Raw genomic sequence first — 16,658 nt, 5'->3', positions numbered from 1 at the left:
CATCGACCGACACAGCTATAAAGCCACGACCAGCATCAACATCATCAGCCCCGACCCTTGACACCCAAACCGTCCGCCTAACTGAACGGCGTTGGGGCTAGACAGGGGCGTGAACATGCCGATGCCTTACCGGGCGGCGATGTAAGCTGAGGGCCGCGGCGAAGTAGTGGATTCACTGCCGCTTACCACCAGCACCGGTGTCGCCGCGAGCGCACCTGAGGTGGCCGTCCTACCCGTCGGCAGCTTCGAGCAGCACGGTTCGTTCCTGCCGCTGACCACCGACACGATCGTCGCCAGCTCAATAGCCACGGCCATCGCGCGACGACACAGCGTCCTGGTGCTGCCGCCGATCACGGTGTCGTGCTCGCACGAGCACGCCGGCTGGGCCGGCACTGTCAGCATCAGTCATCAAACCCTCTCGGCGATCGTCGAAGATGTCCGGGCCTCGCTCGCCGCGAGCGGAGTCACCAGGCTGGCCATCGTCAACGGCCACGGCGGCAACTACGTGCTGTCCAACATCGTGCAGACCGCGAACGCCAAGAAGCCGGGCTCGATGACGCTGTTTCCCACCCCTACTGACTGGGCCACGGCCCGCCACGACGCACGCTTGGACAGCGACGGCCATCACGACATGCACGCCGGCGAGTTGGAAGTGTCCATCCTGCTGCATGTATTACCTCAAGCAGTCGGGAAAGGCTTCGTCGCTGGCGACCACGCCGCAGACGACCGAGCAATGCTGCTAGTTCATGGGATGAGCGCGTATACAGAGGCTGGGGTCATCGGCCGGCCCTCGGCGGGCACGGCAGCCAAGGGCCAAGCCCTGCTGGCTAGCCTTGCGCAGTCATTCGACGACCATCTCGCCGTTCTGCTCAAGCAGAGGTGACGAAACGGGAATGGCGGACGAGCCTCGGATGAATGGCTGACGATAGTCGCTCTAACCGGACGGGCATCAACGGATGCCTATCTGCGGGATACCGGCTTGCGCATCTAAAGGCTCAGGCCGGCGAAGGCGAATACGCATACCCGTGCTGCTGGGCGAGATGTCGGCCAACTCGAAACCCGCCGGTGTGAGGTCTACGGTGGCTGCCGCGAGGCCGCTCGTCGGCGGGGCCTTTCCAACGGCGACCACGATCTCATCGACGCAGTCAAGATTGTCGTGGAGTCCATTGGAATCAGCTCCGATGGCGAGAATGACGCGCGACCCTGCGGCGTAGCAGGTGGAGATCCACTGATGGAGATCGCCGCTTGGGTCGCCTGGCAGCGTGAAATGTTCGGGGGCATGGCCACCTGGGGTGCCCTCCTCAAGTGCCTTCCCGCTGAGCATGAGGTCTGCCCTGCTGCGCAGATCCGCTGCAAGTTGATCGTTGATGTGGCCGCTGTCCTTGTTGTTCAGCGCGTAGGCCCAGGTCAGGTGGGGGCGACGGCGACGGGTGGCGGTGAGCCAGGGGCCGAGGACGGTGAGGGTCTCGTTGGGGAGCACGTTAGTTTCCACGTCGATGCCGTGGGCGGCGAGCACGGCGGCGCCTCCGTCGCCTCGGGACGTCGGATCGATAACGCTGATGACGACCCGGGTGATGCCGGCGTTGATGAGCTCCTGGCGGCAGGCCGGAGTAACGCCGGTGTGGTTGCAGGGTTCGAGCGTGACGACGGCGGTGCCGCCTCGCGCTGCCGCGCCGGCTGCTTTGAGTGCGTTGACCTCGGCGTGGGCTTCTCCTTTGCGTCGGTGGTAGCCGGCACCGACAGCGACACCGTGGCGATCGAGGATGACGCAGCCGACGGGCGGGTTGGGGCTTGCGGTACCTAGGCCGAATGACGACAGGGCGATCGCCTGTCGCATCGCGGCCAGCTCGACGTCGGATGCCATCAGATAGTGGTCTCCTTGAGTTCGTCGAGGAAGGCGCGGACCTCTGGCAGTTGCTGATGTCCGTTGACTGCGGTGCCGAGGTGTGCCAACTGTTGCAGGAGTCGTCGTGATCCCGCCTGACGCGCGATCGGCAAAGCGTGGCGTGCCGTCGCCGCTGCCTGGTCGGGTTGGTTCGCTGCGGCGTGGGCCATCGCTTTGTCCAGCAGGGCGGACGCGAAGTCCTGGCGATGCCGGCGCGGAATCGCAGGAAGAGCTTCGTCGATTACGCCGATTGCCTCCTGGGGCCTCTGTGCCAGTCGAAGACATGCCCCGCGGTGCACTTCAATGTAGCCACTGGTGCAGTAGGAGCCGTGCTCGCCTTCTGGCTTTCCCGGGTGGCGGTCCGCTGCCCAGCGGTGCGCAGCGTCAAGCAGGCGCATCGCCGTGTGGTGCTCGCCGGTGGCGGCGAGGGAGTGCGCGTGCTGGACGCGCAGCGCCGCCCGCATTGGTCCGGGGAGCTTCTGGTCGTGGAGCAGTGCCGCTTCGGCCTGCTCGACGGCCTGGCCGGGGTATCCGCTGGTCAACCATTGCTGGCTGCTGCGGTAGGTGGCCCAGGCGGTCATGGTCGGGTCAGTGATTTGCCCTGCCCAGGCGAGTGCCTGTTGTGTCCGTCGGTGGCCTGCGGCGTGGTCGTTGAGGGATTGGTGAAGCCAGGCCGCGGATTCGGCGTACTGGGCGGCGAGGCGGATGACGGCCGGGCGTAGCGCCTGGGGCGCCTTGTTCGGAAGGTTCTCGATCGCCGCCAGTTGTCTGGTGACTCCCAGCAGCGCGTACTCGGGGCCGAACATCTTGTCGTTCTGAACCAGGAGGTGCCACTGTTCACGCAGCAGGTAGATGACCTCGTCCCAACTTCCTGGTCGAGGCTCGGCCGTCTCATCGACGGCGCATATTGCATCACTTCGTCGAGGGCTGTAGAGATCGAGATCGGCATCGGTGGCGGCGCCAAGTACCTGACGCAGCGCTGCTCGCCGCGCTTCGCTGGGCCAGCGATGCTCGCCACGCTCCAGCTTGCCAACCCAACGGAAGTCGACGTAATGGGCGGCGACGTCACGGCCCGAGCAAATTCGGTCGAGCGCCGCGTTGATCGCCTCGGCCAGTTCGCTGCGGGACATGCACTGGTCCGGTCGCATCGGCGAGGGCAGACGATGCCGGGCAGCACTGAGCACGCTGTTCGGGCTGATGGTGGTGTCCGGATGACGAGGCACCGACTTCCCCTCTTCCCAGCATGCCGACCCCTGCCGACTATGCCACTGGTTGTCTGGAGCCTCCAGCCCTTACGCTGTCGCGCCGCGCGGCGATGCGGATCACCGCGAAGTCGGACCGCAAGTCGGTATTCCCGCACTGTTCGCCGTGAGTGATCGTGTGATGAGTAGTCGGTAAGGCTCTAGGGCGGCAGCCAGCCGCTTCAGAGCCTGTTTGCGGAAGTCACGGGAGGCAAGCTTCGCTGCTCGGCCGGCAGCGGCAGCTTCCGTTGCCCGACGCCGACTACAGAGAAACGCGAAGTAGCCGACGGGCTGGTAGCTGCCAAGGGCTGCCTGCCCACCCATCGACGTCTCGTGGAGGGACCAGTCATGGACAACCTGCTCGCCGTCACCGGTGACCCGTTCGAGCTCGACGTGGAGATCGTCACGGAGGGTCCGGTCGCCGCCGCGCTGCTGGGGGACACGGACGACGGCTGCGACACCGTGAGGGGTAGCGACTGCTAGTCCGACGTTCCGGTCGGTTCCGGTGGGCGGAGCCCGATCGCCCGCCGGAACCGGTGCCGCACGAAGGCAATTCCTCGCACGAAGACTCATCGACGGCTGGAGGGCGTCATGTTTCGTACGGTTGATGCCGCCACCGTTCGCATCGCAGCTCGCGTCTGGCCGGACCATGGACTGCCCTGGTCGCACTGGCATGACTCTGCCGGTGTCGAGGCCTGGCTTCGGGCGACCTGGCGTCAGGTCGGCCTGGCGGAAGCGGTCTGGGTGGCGAGCCCCGAATTCGCCGACCGTGTCGAGATGGCTCTCGCTGGCGGAACGTTCGACGCTGGCCAAGTGTGGCGGATGGCGTTGGCGTTGGCGCGGTACCTGGTCCGCGCGCGGGGCCGGGCAACGCCGTTCGGGTTGTTCTCGGGAGTGGCGACGCTGCGCTTCGACACCCTAGCCGCGGTGACGCCGTCAGAGCGGTCAGCGATCCGTGTACGGCCGGACGCGGAATGGCTCGCATCGCTGATCGCGCGGCTTGAAGCCGATCCGGACGTACGCCGCGGCTTGTACGTCCAGGCGAACAACCTGGCGTGGGTGTCTGGGCTTCGTATCGTCGTGGAGTGCCGGCCCCATGCCTCCGTGTCCGCCGACGGGATCTCTTCGGTGAGGCGTACCGAGGCGGTGCGGCTGGCGATGTCGCTGGCCTGCGGGCCGGCGCTGTGGGCTGAGCTGGTCGACAAGATCGCCGCCGGCTATCCGGAGTTTCCACGTGCGTCGGCTGAGGCGCTGGTTGCCTCCCTGGTTGATCAGGGTGTGTTGATCTCTGCTCTACGGCCGCCGTCTACCTGCACAGACCCGGTCAAGCATGTCCTGGACCGGCTTGACGCCATCTCTCATACCGAACCCGGTGGGCAGGCGGTTGAGGAACTTCGGGCGTTGCACGGTCGTCTCGGTGCCATCGCAGGCCGGGCGACGGACGTGCGTGAGCTGGCTGCTCGGATGCGGAAGTTGGCGGTGTGTCGGCAGCCGTTGGCGGTGGATCTTCGGCTCGGAGATCAGGTCGTCGTGCCGCATCAGGTCGCCACGGAGGTCGTCGCAGCGGTGGAGGTGCTGCGGAGTTTGACGCCGCATCCGACGGGGCGGCCGGAGTGGCGCGCCTACCATGCTCGGTTTGTCGATCGGTACGGGATGGCGGCGGTGGTGCCGCTTGCCCAGGTGGTCGATCCGGTCACCGGTCTGGGCTACCCGCAGCACTTCGACGGTGCCGATTACCCGGCGGTGGCGCCGCTGTCCGGTCGGGATGAGCGCTTGTTGGCGTTGGCGCAGCAGGCGGCGATCGACGGTGTCCGTGAGGTGGTCCTCGATGATGCGGCCGTGCGGGCGCTTGCCGGCCCAGATCACGCCGAGGGCCTTGTCAGTCCGCATGTCGACGTGTCGGCAGAGGTGCGCGCGGTGTCGTTGCGCGCGCTGGAGGAAGGCCGGTTCCTGGTCGCGGTGACGGGTATGGGCCGGTCGGCGATGGCGACGAGTGGGCGCTTCCTCGACGTGCTGCCGTATGCCGAGCGGGAGTTGATGCGCGGGAAGTTCGCCCGCCTTCCGGTCACCGTGGAAGGGGCCATGCTGGCGCAGGTGAGCTTTCCGCCGCGCAAGCTGCGTGCCCAGAATGTGCTCAGTTCCCCGCAGGTCGTTCCGTGGCTGGTGAGCATGGCCGAGCACCGCCCGGTTGCCGAGAACGTGGTTAACCTCGATGATCTCGGCGTGGCTGCCGGCGGCGATCGGCTAGTCCTGGTGTCGATGTCGCGGCGGCGGGTGGTCGAGCCCACCGTGGCGCACGCCGCCGCCGTGCACACCATGCCGCTGCTCGCCCGGTTCCTCGTCGAGCTGCCGCGAGCCTTGGACGCTCGGCTCAAGCCGTTCGACTGGGGCGCGGCGTCCTGTCTGCCGTTTCGGCCCGCCGTGCGGTACGGCCGGGTTCTCCTTTCCGCGGCGCGGTGGCGGATCGACCCGGCGCGGCTGCCCGGCGCCGACGCGAGCGACGGGGAATGGTCGGCGGCGTGGGAGGCGCTGCGGGAGAGGCGGCGGCTGCCGAGGTGGGTGCAGGTCGGCAGCGGCGACCAGCGGCTGCGGCTCGACCTCGATCAGGCCATGGACCGGTCGCTGTTGCGCGCCCACCTGGACGCCAACAGCGACGCGGCGGTCACCGTCGTCGAGGCGGCGGGGCTGGAGGACTTCGGATGGCTGTCCGGCCGCGCGCACGAGATCGTCGTACCGGTCGCCTCCACCGCCGCTCCGGCCGCAGCTCCAGCCGCAGTCGCTGCCCGAGGCTCGTGGCCGCCTCCTGCGCCGGCTGACCCGGTTCTTCCGGGAGAGAGCGGGTTGCTGTCTGGATCGCTCGCTGCCGAGCCGTCGATGGTGGAGTTGGTGTTGCGGCGAGGGCTGCCGGCACTGTTCACCGACTGGCCCGAGCCACCGATGTGGTGGTTCATCCGCCTGCGCCGCCCGTTCTCCCACCTGCGGCTTCGGCTGCACACCGACGACTACGGTGACGCGGCGGTCAGAGTCGGCCGGTGGGCTGCCGCGCTTCGCCGGCAGGGACTCGCCGGTGATCTGCACCTGGACACCTACCGGCCCGAGACCGGCCGGTACGGCGCCGGCCCGGCCATGTCCGCCGCCGAGGAGCTGTTCGCCGCAGACTCCCGCGCCGCCGTGGCCCAGATGGCGACACGCGACGAATCCCGGCTCGACCAGCAGGCGCTGACCGCCGCGAGCATGCTCGACCTGGCCACCGCGATGCTCGGCAGCCGCACCGACGGATGCGAGTGGCTTGTCGCCCGGCCGGAACACCCCGGGCGAGCACCGATCGACCAAGGCATCCTGCGCCAGGCGATCACCCTCGATCCGACGTCGGTGCCTGAGCCCGTTCAGCGCGCCTGGCAGGAACGATCGAGGGCCGCCGCCCGGTACGCCGATGCGTTGTCCGCCTCCGGCGGCCCGCTGACTCCGACAGCGGTGCTCACGTCGCTGATGCATCTGCACTTCGTTCGCGCGCACGGCCCGGACGACGCTGCCGAGCAGGTCACGTACCGGCTCGCCCGCCACATCGCGCTGGCGACGGTCCGTCGCCGTGTCCGCACCACAGGAGCTGGCCGATGACCATCACCCCGCTTGCCACACCGCTGCTACGAGCGGCCGAGACGATGGCCTCCTGCATCACCGACACCCTGACGCAGCCGCCGACGCGACCCTCCGGTGTCGACTACGGGCCGCGGAGCACGCGCTGGTACGGCCAGTCGCTGTCCAAAGGGGCCGCCGGCGTGGCGATCCTGCACGGCGTGCGTGCGCAGACGGGGCACGGTGGATGGGAACCGGTCCGTGCGTGGCTGCGCCGCGCGAGCGCGGAGACGCTGAACAACGGCACCGGAGCGGGGCTGTGGTTCGGTGCACCCGCTGTCACCCACGCGCTGACCACAGCCATGCCGCACGCCCGACCGGCTGCCCTGGACGCCCTGGATCACGCGGTCGCGGACCTTGCCGGGCGTCGACTGGCTGCTGCCGAAGCACGCCTCGCGGTAGGCGCCCGGCCCCTGCTGTCGGAGTTCGACCTCGTCCGCGGGCTGACCGGCCTGGGAGCCCACCTGCTACGCCGCTTCCCGGACGGCGACCTGCTGCGCCGGGTGCTGGCGTACCTGGTGCGGCTCACCGAGCCGGTCGACGCCGACGACGAAGCAGGCCGGCTCGCGCCGGGTTGGTGGAGCGCGGACCCACCCGACGACGAGGGACCTGAGCGGGGCGGACATGCCAACTTCGGCATGGCGCACGGCATCACCGGCCCCCTGGCCCTGCTGGCTCTGGCCATGCGACGCAACATCCGGGTGCCGGGACAGACCGAGGCGATCGGCCGGATCTGCTCGTGGCTGGACAGGTGGCAGCAGGCGAGCCCGGCCGGCCCGTGGTGGCCCGAGAAGATCACCGTCGCGGAGTTGCACGCCGGGCAGCCCGCCGTGAGCGGACCGGCGCGGCCGTCCTGGTGCTACGGCACCCCGGGTATCGCCCGCGCCCAGCAGCTCGCCGGGATCGCCCTCGGCGACCCCGCCCGGCAGCAGGCGGCAGAAGATGCGCTGGCCCGCTGCCTGGCCGACCCCGTCCAGCTCCGCCGGATCATCGACCCGTCGCTGTGCCACGGCTGGGCAGGACTCGCCGCCACACTCTGGTACGCCGCCGCCGACGCCCGCGACACCAGCCTGCCCGCCGCCGTGCCCCACCTGATGCGCCTGCTAATCCAGCACGCCACCAACCCCACCCCCGCGCCATCCGGCCTGATCTCAGGCCCCGCCGGCATCGCCCTCACCCTGCACACCTTCACTACCGGCACCGACATCCACTGGTCCACGAGCCTGCTAATCAACTAGACGAGGAGAGCGTCATGGACCTCGATCCAGAACCCGACACCGAGCCACCACCAGGCGTCGGGTCGGTCAGCCGATGGCGCCAGGTCAACCTGACCTTCACGAACTGGCAGACCGCCGAGGAATACGCCGCAACCCGGCTCGCCCCCGCGCTCGCCGCCGCCGAGGACGACAGCGTGATCGCCGCGTTCTGGTTCATCCGCAAGACCGAGACGTGGCGGCTGCGGCTACTCCCTGGCGGCCGGCTCGCTCCGATCTACGCCCTGCTCGCCGACATCACCGCCGACGACCGCATCCGCGACATCGCCGAGCCCATCTACCGGCCCGAGGCGTACGCCTTCGGCGGCGACCACGCCATGACGATCGCCCACACCCTCTTCCACGCCGACAGCCGCCACATCCTCGACCATCTCGCCGCCGGCGGCGACCACCGACGCGAACTCGGCGTCCTGCTCGCCACCCGCCTTATGCGCGCCGCCGGACTGGAATTCTCCGAACAAGGCGATGTCTGGCGACACCTCGCCACGCGCCGGCACCAACCACACGCGCCCGCGCCAAGCCCCGGGCTGATCGCCGCCGTGCAGCGCCTCCTCACCGCCAGCGACGACGCGCCGCGCAGCCCCTTGAGCGCGACCCCTCAATGGTCGAGGGCTCACGAGCGGGCGGGTCAAGACCTCGGATTCCTCGACCGGCACGGAACACTGACCCGCGACCTACGCGGAGTGCTGACCCACCACATCATGTTCCTGTTCAACCGGCTCGGCATCTCCGCCACCGATACCTGGCTCCTGGCCACAGCCGCCGTGCACGTCACCTTCCACACGTCCAACATCCCACCCGGCAACCACCCCGCCGGGACGACCGACAGTAGGGTAAAAGCGGTGAACACCTCCCAAACCGAATCTGAAGGCTCCAACGCAGCCGCGCTGCGCGAACAGCTCGTCACCACCCTCAAACAGCGGGGCCACATCCGCTCCGACTCCGTCGAGCAGGCATTTCGGACGGTGCCCCGCGAACAGTTCCTCCCCGGCGTCGACCTGGAAACCGTCTACACCCGCCGCCAGATCGTCACCAAACGCGACCCCAACGGCGCCGCGCTGTCGTCGGCATCAAGCCCCAGCCTCGTCGCGGACATGCTCGAACAACTCGACCCACAACCCGGGGACCACGTCCTGGAAATCGGCGCGGCCACCGGCATCAACGCCGCCCTCCTCGCCGAACTGACCAACCCCGGCGGCACGGTCGTCACCATCGAACTCGACCAGGACCTCGCCGACGGTGCCCGCGCTGGCCTCGACCGCGCCGGCTACGACACCGTCGAGGTGATCTGCGGCGACGGAGCCCTCGGCCACCCCGAGTCCGCCCCGTACGACCGTGTCATTGTCACCGCCGGCGCGTGGGACATCTCCGCTGCCTGGTGGGACCAACTCGCCGATCACGGCCGCATCGTCGTACCCCTGCGTGTGCACGAGAGCGGCCTGACCCGATGCTTCGCCTTCGACCGCACCGTCCCCACGACACTGGTCAGCACCACGACACCGCTGGTCTGCGGATTCGTGCCCATGCGCGGCACCGCCGAGCACACCGACCAGCACGTCCGCCTCGACACCGACGTGGTCCTCAAACTCGATGCCACCGACCAACCCGACAGCGCTGCCCTCGCCCGCACCCTCAACCACCCTCGGTACGAACGCTGGACCGGCATCCAAGTCACCGACGACGACCCCATCGGCCACCTCGACCTGTGGCTCCTCGTCAACGCCAGCAAGCCGTTCGGCCGCCTCCGCGTCGGCGACACCGCCCGCACCAGCGGACTGCTCACCCCCGCCTACCGATGGGCCGGAGCCGCCATCTACCACGGCGGCACCATCGCCTACCTCGCCTTCCAAGAGACCGGCGACGGCCACCACGAACTCGGCGCCATCGCCAACGGACCCGAGGCCGACAAGCTCGCCGCGGAACTGACCGACCTGCTCGACCAGTGGGACGAGGCGGGCCGCCCCAATCAGCCCACCGTCACCGCCCACCGCGCCGGAACCCGACCGGTCCAGACCGGCGACATCAGCCGACCCGACACGGTCCTCACGATCTCCTTCTGACCGCGCACCGCCGGGGCGGTGCCCCCCGCCCCGGCGTCCCCGGCTCGAGCGCGGCCGGCATGCAGAACACCACCACAGCCAACCGCACACCTCGTCGCCCACGGCACGGCCTTCCGCAGCAGATGAGGACACCCATGCCCCTGTCCCTCGCCCCTACCATCGCCACCCGATTCCCCCTCGTCGCCCGCAAACGCCCGCCCGCCAAACCGCTCGACGCACGGGTGACGCGACTCGCCGGGCTCGCCGAGACCGCCCACCGCGAACACGACCCGGAGAAGGCGTCCATGGTGTTCAACGGAGCCGCTCTCGTCGCCTCCGATTGCGCAGACGCAGAACTCGCCGAACTCTGGTGCCACCGTCACGCGAACCTCTACCTCAGCCGCGCCCCCCTCAACGGATACACCGCCCGGTTTGCCCTCGAACCAGTCGTCAATCTCGCCCGCCTTCAGATTCGTGCCGGCGACGGAGAAAGTGCACACCGGCTGCTCACCGACCTCTACCGTGCGGTCGTCAACAGCCACCCCATCGTCATTGGCCGATTGGAGATACAGCCTCGACAGCTCCCCGCGGAGGCCGAGGAACGCGAACAGATCGCCAACTGGCTCCGTAACGTCCTGCTCTCCGATGGAACCCGCGCCCTCGCCATCACCGGCCGATGGACCGACGCCATGACGCATGTCCAACGCTACGACGGGATCGGGGCCACTCTGCGCGACGGGAGACAGGTCGCCGTCGTGACCCACCTCATCCAACGCAACACCCCCGCAGCTACCGCCGTCCTCAACGGGACCACGATCGAGCACCCGTGGGAGGAACTGGTACGCGATCTCCTATACATCTGGAGCACATCCATCCTCGGCGATCGAAGCCAAGCCGGCCACCTAGAATTGATCGACCGAGCATCAAACATGGCGCTAGGTTCCGGACTCTCGGTATTTCGCACCCGACTAATCCTCACCACCCTCGACCTTTCCCCCAACCTTTCCACAACCGTTGCAGCCGGCCCGATCGATCGTCTGACCACAGAGGTAATCCAGGAACAGGACGCCAACGCGGCGCGTGAACTCCTCAACCACCCAACCACTAGCCCCGAACACCACGGAATGCTAAGGCAGATGATCAGCGCAAGCGGCCTCGGCATTGGACAACTTCCGAAATCGGCCCACCGCACCCTCTCGTCGGCACTCAACCTGTCCGCAACCGTGATACGCAGTAACCAAACCAGCCGTTGAATCTTTTTTCCAGGTAGACCGCTAACGTACACATATAGCCAGGGCGCTATTGAAATTCGAGGCAGATCACAGAATGCCGAAGTTCCTTGTCGACTTCACGCCCTGCACGACAGTAAGGCTCGTGTTGGCAGCCAGCCGCGCACGGTCTCCTCGGTAGGACGACGGTGGAGAGGCCGGGGCCTCCGCACGAGGCGGCACCAGGCAGGCGCATTTTGTCACACATGCCCAGTATTGTCGCCCCGGTACCTCTGCATCCCCAATGATGCCCGCTCACGGAGGTCAAATCATGGCTGGTTTCACGCTCGACACCGTCTCTGCCGATGAGGCCCGCGCCCGGCTCGTCGACCAGCTTCTCACCGAGGGAGGATCACCTCACCAGCGGTGGAGGCAGCGTTTCGCCGGGTGCCGCGACATCTGTTCGCGACCGACGGCATCAGCATCGACGCCGCGTACGCCGACGACGTCGTCATCACCAGACGTGGCCCGAACGGGCGCGCGACGAGTTCGATCTCCGCGCCGTGGCTGCAGGCCTACATGCTGGAGCAAGCCAGGCTGCGGCCCGGCGCCCGGGTCCTTGAAGTCGGTTCCGGCGGCTACAACGCCGCGCTGATCGCCGACGTCGTCGGCCCGGACGGCACGGTCGTCACCGTCGACATTGATTCCGACGTCATCGACCGCGCCCGCACCGGCTTGGACCGTGCCGGCTACCGGCAGGTGACGGTGGTGCACGGCGACGGCGAGTACGGACACCAGCCCAGCGCCCCGTATGACGCCATCATCGTCACCGTGGAGATACCGGACCTTCCACCGGCCTGGCTCGACCAACTCGCCCCGGAGGGTGTTCTCATCGTGCCGCTGCGGATGCGAAACATGACCCGGTGCCTCACCCTACGACGCCACGAGGACCATCTTCTCGCCACCACGGCACTGCAATGCGGGTTCGTGCCGATGCAGGGCAACGGACGCAGTCCCACCCGCCGTCTAGCCCTACGCGGCGACGACGTCGTCTTGACCCTGGACGACACCACCACCAAGGTGAGCCTGGACGCACTCGCCTCGGCGCTGCACTCGCCGCGGCTGGCCGCCTGGTCGCCGGTCACCATCACGATGCAGGAAGGCTCTTCCTTCGAGTCGCTGCACCTGTGGCTGGCCAGCCAGCCCCGACCCTTCGGCGCTCTCGCCGTCGACCGCGAACGCACCGCCGGCCTGGTCGACCCTCAAGACCGGTTCGTCTGCCCAACCCTGCTCACCCACGACAGCTTCGCCCACCTCGCCATGCGGAAGCTCGACGACACCACCTGGCAATTCGGCACCCACGGCTTCGGCCCCGATGCCGACACCCTCACCGCCGACATGCTCAACCTCATCACGGTCTGGGACCACGACCACCGGCACGGCTCCGGCCCAACGATCACCGTGCACCCCACCGGAACACACCCGCCCACGCCCGACCGACCCCAGCTGCTCGTAACCCGCCGCCACGCCACGATTACCGTCACCTGGCCCGCCACGGGGAAGCCGCGATGACCGCCGACCCGTCGCGCACCGAACGGTTCTCCCCGCAGCTCCCGGCCCTCGTGATCGTGCGCGGCAACTCGGCAAGTGGAAAGACCACGGCCGCCCGCGAGGCTCGGCGTCGCTACGGGCGCGGCTGCGCCCTGCTCGAGCAGGACTACCTGCGCAGAACCCTGCTCAGGGAACACGACAGCGCCCACATCCAACCAGTCGCCCCGACGTTCATCGCCGAGACCGCCCGCACCGCCCTCGACCTGGGCTACCACGTCATCCTCGAAGGCATCCTGCACACCGAACGCTACGCCACCGTCCTGCACCAACTCATCGACGGTCATCCCGGACCGGCCGCCGTGTTCTACCTGGACGTCCCCTTCGACGAAACCGTCCGCCGCCACCTCACCCGGGCCGAGCCCATCCCCGTCACCCCCGACGAGATGCGCCGCTGGTACACCCACCGCGACCTGCTCAACGTCCCCGCCGAAACCGTCATCCCCGAAACCAGCACCTTCGAACAGACAGTCACCACCATCCTGCACGCCAGCGGCCTCACCACCGCCGCACCGCAAACGCCCTGCCCACGCCGCTGCCGGCACTGCGCCCGCATAGCCGACGACACAACCACCGCCACGACTCACTAACCCGCCGCGCGGCATCTCACCCTCGAACCTCGACCATCAGAGGCCACCCGAATTCGCTGCACGGCGGACGGTGCCAAGGAGGACCCCACGTGCGCCGAGACTCCACCCTGATCCCGGCCGTCCGATGATCAGACCCGACCCGCCAGCCGGGGTTAGCACGGACGCCGCAGCAGATGCGGCGGCCGATCAGTTCGCGATGTTGGTCGCCAACGCCGGCACTGCGGGGGTGGGCATCGACCGGGTCGTGCACCGCACCGACAAGGTCGTCGTCGCTACGGGACGCCACGACGGCCGGCCGGTGATCGTGAAGCTGTTGACGACCGGCGACCCGTACTGGGTGGGCCGGCGCCACCACGAACTGCGTGTGTATGAGCTGTTCGCCGATCAGCCGCCACCGGTGGGCGTGCCGCAGGTTCTGTGGGTAGACGACCGTCTCACCGTCCTGACGCAGCTTTCCGGGCAGCGTCTGCACGACCACCGTCACCTCACCGGCGACATCAGCGCGTCAACCGCAGGGCTGGTCCTGGACACCCTCGACACATTCGCCTCCTGGACACCAACACCGGGCCTGCCGGAACCGGTCGACTATCACGGCCGTATCGACGCCGAACACGTCGCCACGCTGATCGACGACGACGATCGCCCTGCGTTGCACAACCTCGTCCAGCGGCTCGGCCCGGTTCGGGTCACCGCCCACGGTGATCCGCTGCCGGCGAACGTGCTCCTCGACGGCGAGCACTGCGGCCTGGTCGACTTCGAACACGCTGGCCGTTACCTGCCCGGCTACGACCTGGCGCTCCTGCGCATCGTCGGCGCCGCCAGCCCTACCCTCAACGCCGCCGTCACCGACCGAGTGCACCGCGGTGGCTTCACCGTGGCTTTCGCTGTCAACGTGGTCCTGCTGGCGTGTCGGGAGTTGCGCATCCACACCAGCCTGCCAGCCGCCGTCGTGCCCACGCGACGCCTCGCCGGCCTGCGGCGCACCCTGCACCGAGCACGCCATGACCTACACCGTCTGGGCCGATGATCGCAGGCCGCGAGCGCGAACCAGCGGCCCTCCGGCGGCTGGTCGGTGGCCGGGCGGCACGGGCGTGGAACGCCGATGTGTGCCGGCTGTGGCAGGCGTACTCGGTCAGTGAGTTGGGCTCCCCCGTCGGCGCCGGCGCCCTGCCGCTAATCGCGGTTCTGCTGCTGGACTGCTCTGCGCTGCAGGTATCTCTGCTCGCGGTGGTGTCCAGTGTCGCCAGCGCTGCCGTCGCTTTGCCGCTGGGGCCGTGGGTGGAGTTCCGCCCCAGACGGCCGGTCATGATCGGTGCGGACGTTCTGCGGTTCGCCGCCCTGGCCAGTGTTCCCGCCGCCGCGCTGCTCGGTCGGCTCAGCTACGGGCAGTTGTGCGTGGTCGCCGTGGCGCAGACGGCGGGCGGCATCGTGCTCGCCGCTGCCAGCGGTGCCCACCTGCGGGATCTGGTGCCCGCCGAGCATCGGGTCGTCGTCTATGGGCGGTTCGAGACGTCGCAGTGGATGGCCCACAGTGCCGGCCCGCCCACTGGCGGTGTCCTGGTGTCGTGGCTCGGCGCCACCGCGTCCATCGTCGTGGACGCCGGTAGCTTCCTGCTGTCCGCCGTCGCGGTGCACCGCCTGCGCGGTCCGGAACTGCCGCCACCGGCGCGGCCCGCGAGGGCAAGCCGGGCGCGGGATGCCGTCGAGGGCTGGCGGTACATCCTCGGTCATGCTGGGCTGCGTGCGCTGCTGGTCAATGCGGTGATCTTCGGCGGCGGCATCATGGCCGCCGCGCCCGTCGTCGCGGTGTTCATGCTCCGCGACCTGCACCTGCCGCCGTGGCAGTACGGCCTGGCGTTCGGGCTGCCCTGCCTCGGCGGCATCCTCGGCTCCCTCACCGCCGGACCACTGGTGCGCCGCTACAGTCTCCGGCCGGTCCTGCTGGCCACCGGAGCAGCCCGCGCCCTGTGGATGGGACTCATCCCCGCCGCCCCTCCCGGCATCTCAGGGCTGATCGTGATCGTGATCGCGGAGACACCGTTGTGGTTCTTCGCCGGCTCGTTCAACCCCGTCTTCGCCAGCTACCCCGCGAACCACACGACCGCGCGGCGAATGTTCCGGGTGATCACGGCCTGGTCGATCACCTCGAAGCTGACCCAGCCAGTCTTCGTCCTGCCCGCGGGCATCATCGTCGCCGCCACCGATGCCCGTACCGCCATCACCGCAACCACCGCGCTCACCCTCACCAGCGTGGCGTTCCTGCCCTGGCGGCAAGCTCACGACAGACTCGACCAGGCCGACGCGCCGCCCCACGCCTACGACGAGCGAGCACCCGCCGCGCACCAGCCGACCGCAGTCACCGCCCCCGCGCAGGCGGGGTGCACGACCGGGAGCACCACCGACAGCCGACCGATCTCACCGGAACGAGAACCACCGATGAGCGACACAGCGACCTGCTGGACCAACGCCGCCCTGGTCGGCATCGACCTCGAAGGCACCGGAGGTCAAGACCGGGACAAGGAGGCAATCCTCGAACTCGCCCTCGTCCCCCTGCATGGCGGCACGCCTCAACCAGGCGCCGCCCTCGCCACACTGGTCAACCCCGCCCGCCCACTGGACCACAGGACCCGGCTACCACCCGGCGTGAGCGGCACCGCCCTACGCGCGGCGCCGAACCTCGCCGACCTCGAACGTGACGTGGTCGACCGCGTTACCGGCCGGTACCTCATCGGCCACCACGTGGCCGTCGACTGGCGCCTGCTGCGGCGACAGCTGCCCCAGCTGCGCCCAGCCGGCCTCCTGGACACCCTGCGGCTGTCGCGAGCAATCGCCCCCGGGGCCGGGCACAGCCTCACCACCGTCATCGACCGACTTGGCCTAAAAACCCGCGTCGACGCGGCCGCGGTCGGTAGCCGGCCACACCGGGCTCTCTGGGACGCCACCGCAGCCGTCCTCTTGCTGCCAGAACTCGCTGCCCGTCTGTGGGACACACCGCCGTGCCTGGCGCAGCTCATCCGACGAGCCGGTATCCCGATGACCCCCGACGCGTGCCTCACCGACGCGCAGCCCCGCCTGTTCTAGCCACAACGCCGTTCAGTTAGGCGGTGTGGTGGGCTGTCAAGCGTGTCGTAGAGACGAAGCAGCGGAGCTCCGGTATAGAGGGTGGTCACTCTAAGA

The 16,658-nt window shown here is 68.8% G+C and carries 12 protein-coding genes; 10 read left to right on the top strand and 2 right to left on the bottom strand.

Annotation, left to right across the window (positions count from 1 at the left end):
* Positions 1 to 166: 166 nt before the first annotated feature.
* A complete protein-coding gene (locus tag ACGF5C_RS33555) occupies positions 167 to 883 on the top strand; it encodes a creatininase family protein (RefSeq protein WP_393308252.1) in 717 nt (238 codons plus the stop codon).
* A 66-nt stretch (positions 884 to 949) separates the two neighbouring features.
* Here ACGF5C_RS33555 and ACGF5C_RS33550 read toward each other — a convergent pair whose 3' ends face one another.
* Together ACGF5C_RS33550 and ACGF5C_RS33545 are read right to left on the bottom strand one after the other, a co-directional pair.
* On the bottom strand, positions 950 to 1,864 hold the full coding sequence (locus tag ACGF5C_RS33550; protein ID WP_393308250.1) for a bifunctional diaminohydroxyphosphoribosylaminopyrimidine deaminase/5-amino-6-(5-phosphoribosylamino)uracil reductase RibD: 915 nt from the start codon (positions 1,862 to 1,864) through the stop codon (positions 950 to 952).
* Positions 1,864 to 3,108 (bottom strand): hypothetical protein, encoded by a 1,245-nt coding sequence (locus tag ACGF5C_RS33545; RefSeq protein ID WP_393308248.1) that lies wholly within the window; start codon positions 3,106 to 3,108, stop codon positions 1,864 to 1,866. The genes ACGF5C_RS33550 and ACGF5C_RS33545 overlap by 1 nt, the downstream gene beginning before the upstream one ends.
* Before the next feature lie 366 nt (positions 3,109 to 3,474).
* Between ACGF5C_RS33545 and ACGF5C_RS33540 the strand changes: the two genes are divergently transcribed.
* The 9 genes from ACGF5C_RS33540 to ACGF5C_RS33500 all read left to right on the top strand — a co-directional run bounded on the left by ACGF5C_RS33540 (position 3,475) and on the right by ACGF5C_RS33500 (position 16,562).
* On the top strand, positions 3,475 to 3,609 hold the full coding sequence (locus tag ACGF5C_RS33540) for an FxLD family lanthipeptide (protein ID WP_393308246.1): 135 nt from the start codon (positions 3,475 to 3,477) through the stop codon (positions 3,607 to 3,609).
* Between the two features lie 108 nt (positions 3,610 to 3,717).
* Positions 3,718 to 6,744 (top strand): lantibiotic dehydratase, encoded by a 3,027-nt coding sequence (locus ACGF5C_RS33535; protein WP_393308244.1) that lies wholly within the window; start codon positions 3,718 to 3,720, stop codon positions 6,742 to 6,744.
* Entirely contained in the window at positions 6,741 to 8,000 is a 1,260-nt protein-coding gene (locus ACGF5C_RS33530) for a lanthionine synthetase C family protein (RefSeq protein ID WP_393308242.1), read from the top strand. Before ACGF5C_RS33535 ends, ACGF5C_RS33530 begins: the two co-directional genes overlap by 4 nt.
* A 14-nt stretch (positions 8,001 to 8,014) precedes the next feature.
* A complete protein-coding gene (gene fxlM / locus ACGF5C_RS33525; RefSeq protein ID WP_393308240.1) occupies positions 8,015 to 10,096 on the top strand; it encodes a methyltransferase, FxLD system in 2,082 nt (693 codons plus the stop codon).
* 134 nt (positions 10,097 to 10,230) lie between these two features.
* The gene (locus tag ACGF5C_RS33520; protein ID WP_393308238.1) at positions 10,231 to 11,328 is read left to right on the top strand and encodes a hypothetical protein; all 1,098 of its coding nucleotides are present in this window, start codon (positions 10,231 to 10,233) and stop codon (positions 11,326 to 11,328) included.
* A gap of 402 nt (positions 11,329 to 11,730) precedes the next feature.
* Positions 11,731 to 12,855: a methyltransferase, FxLD system gene (gene fxlM / locus ACGF5C_RS33515; protein WP_393308236.1), complete on the top strand. Its 1,125-nt coding sequence runs from the start codon at positions 11,731 to 11,733 to the stop codon at positions 12,853 to 12,855.
* Positions 12,852 to 13,481: an AAA family ATPase gene (locus tag ACGF5C_RS33510; protein ID WP_393308234.1), complete on the top strand. Its 630-nt coding sequence runs from the start codon at positions 12,852 to 12,854 to the stop codon at positions 13,479 to 13,481. Before fxlM (ACGF5C_RS33515) ends, ACGF5C_RS33510 begins: the two co-directional genes overlap by 4 nt.
* A 226-nt stretch (positions 13,482 to 13,707) precedes the next feature.
* A complete protein-coding gene (locus ACGF5C_RS33505; protein ID WP_393308232.1) occupies positions 13,708 to 14,508 on the top strand; it encodes a phosphotransferase in 801 nt (266 codons plus the stop codon).
* Entirely contained in the window at positions 14,505 to 16,562 is a 2,058-nt protein-coding gene (locus tag ACGF5C_RS33500; RefSeq protein ID WP_393308230.1) for an MFS transporter, read from the top strand. The genes ACGF5C_RS33505 and ACGF5C_RS33500 overlap by 4 nt, the downstream gene beginning before the upstream one ends.
* Positions 16,563 to 16,658: the final 96 nt, after the last annotated feature.

It is taken from the genome of Micromonospora sp. NPDC047620 (assembly GCF_043205005.1).
Classification (GTDB): domain Bacteria; phylum Actinomycetota; class Actinomycetes; order Mycobacteriales; family Micromonosporaceae; genus Micromonospora.
The sequence above is the reverse complement of the archived record's forward strand: the minus strand, read 5'-3'. Positions and strand labels throughout refer to the sequence as shown.

What these genes read in the sequence shown, in the direction of transcription:
- ACGF5C_RS33550 (WP_393308250.1), bottom strand. Translation starts at nt 1,864, where the DNA reads ATGGCATCCGACGTCGAGCTGGCCGCGATGCGACAGGCGATCGCCCTG.
- ACGF5C_RS33535 (WP_393308244.1), top strand. Translation starts at nt 3,718, where the DNA reads ATGTTTCGTACGGTTGATGCCGCCACCGTTCGCATCGCAGCTCGCGTC.
- ACGF5C_RS33510 (WP_393308234.1), top strand. Translation starts at nt 12,852, where the DNA reads ATGACCGCCGACCCGTCGCGCACCGAACGGTTCTCCCCGCAGCTCCCG.
- ACGF5C_RS33520 (WP_393308238.1), top strand. Translation starts at nt 10,231, where the DNA reads ATGCCCCTGTCCCTCGCCCCTACCATCGCCACCCGATTCCCCCTCGTC.
- ACGF5C_RS33540 (WP_393308246.1), top strand. Translation starts at nt 3,475, where the DNA reads ATGGACAACCTGCTCGCCGTCACCGGTGACCCGTTCGAGCTCGACGTG.
- fxlM (WP_393308240.1), top strand. Translation starts at nt 8,015, where the DNA reads ATGGACCTCGATCCAGAACCCGACACCGAGCCACCACCAGGCGTCGGG.
- ACGF5C_RS33500 (WP_393308230.1), top strand. Translation starts at nt 14,505, where the DNA reads ATGATCGCAGGCCGCGAGCGCGAACCAGCGGCCCTCCGGCGGCTGGTC.
- ACGF5C_RS33530 (WP_393308242.1), top strand. Translation starts at nt 6,741, where the DNA reads ATGACCATCACCCCGCTTGCCACACCGCTGCTACGAGCGGCCGAGACG.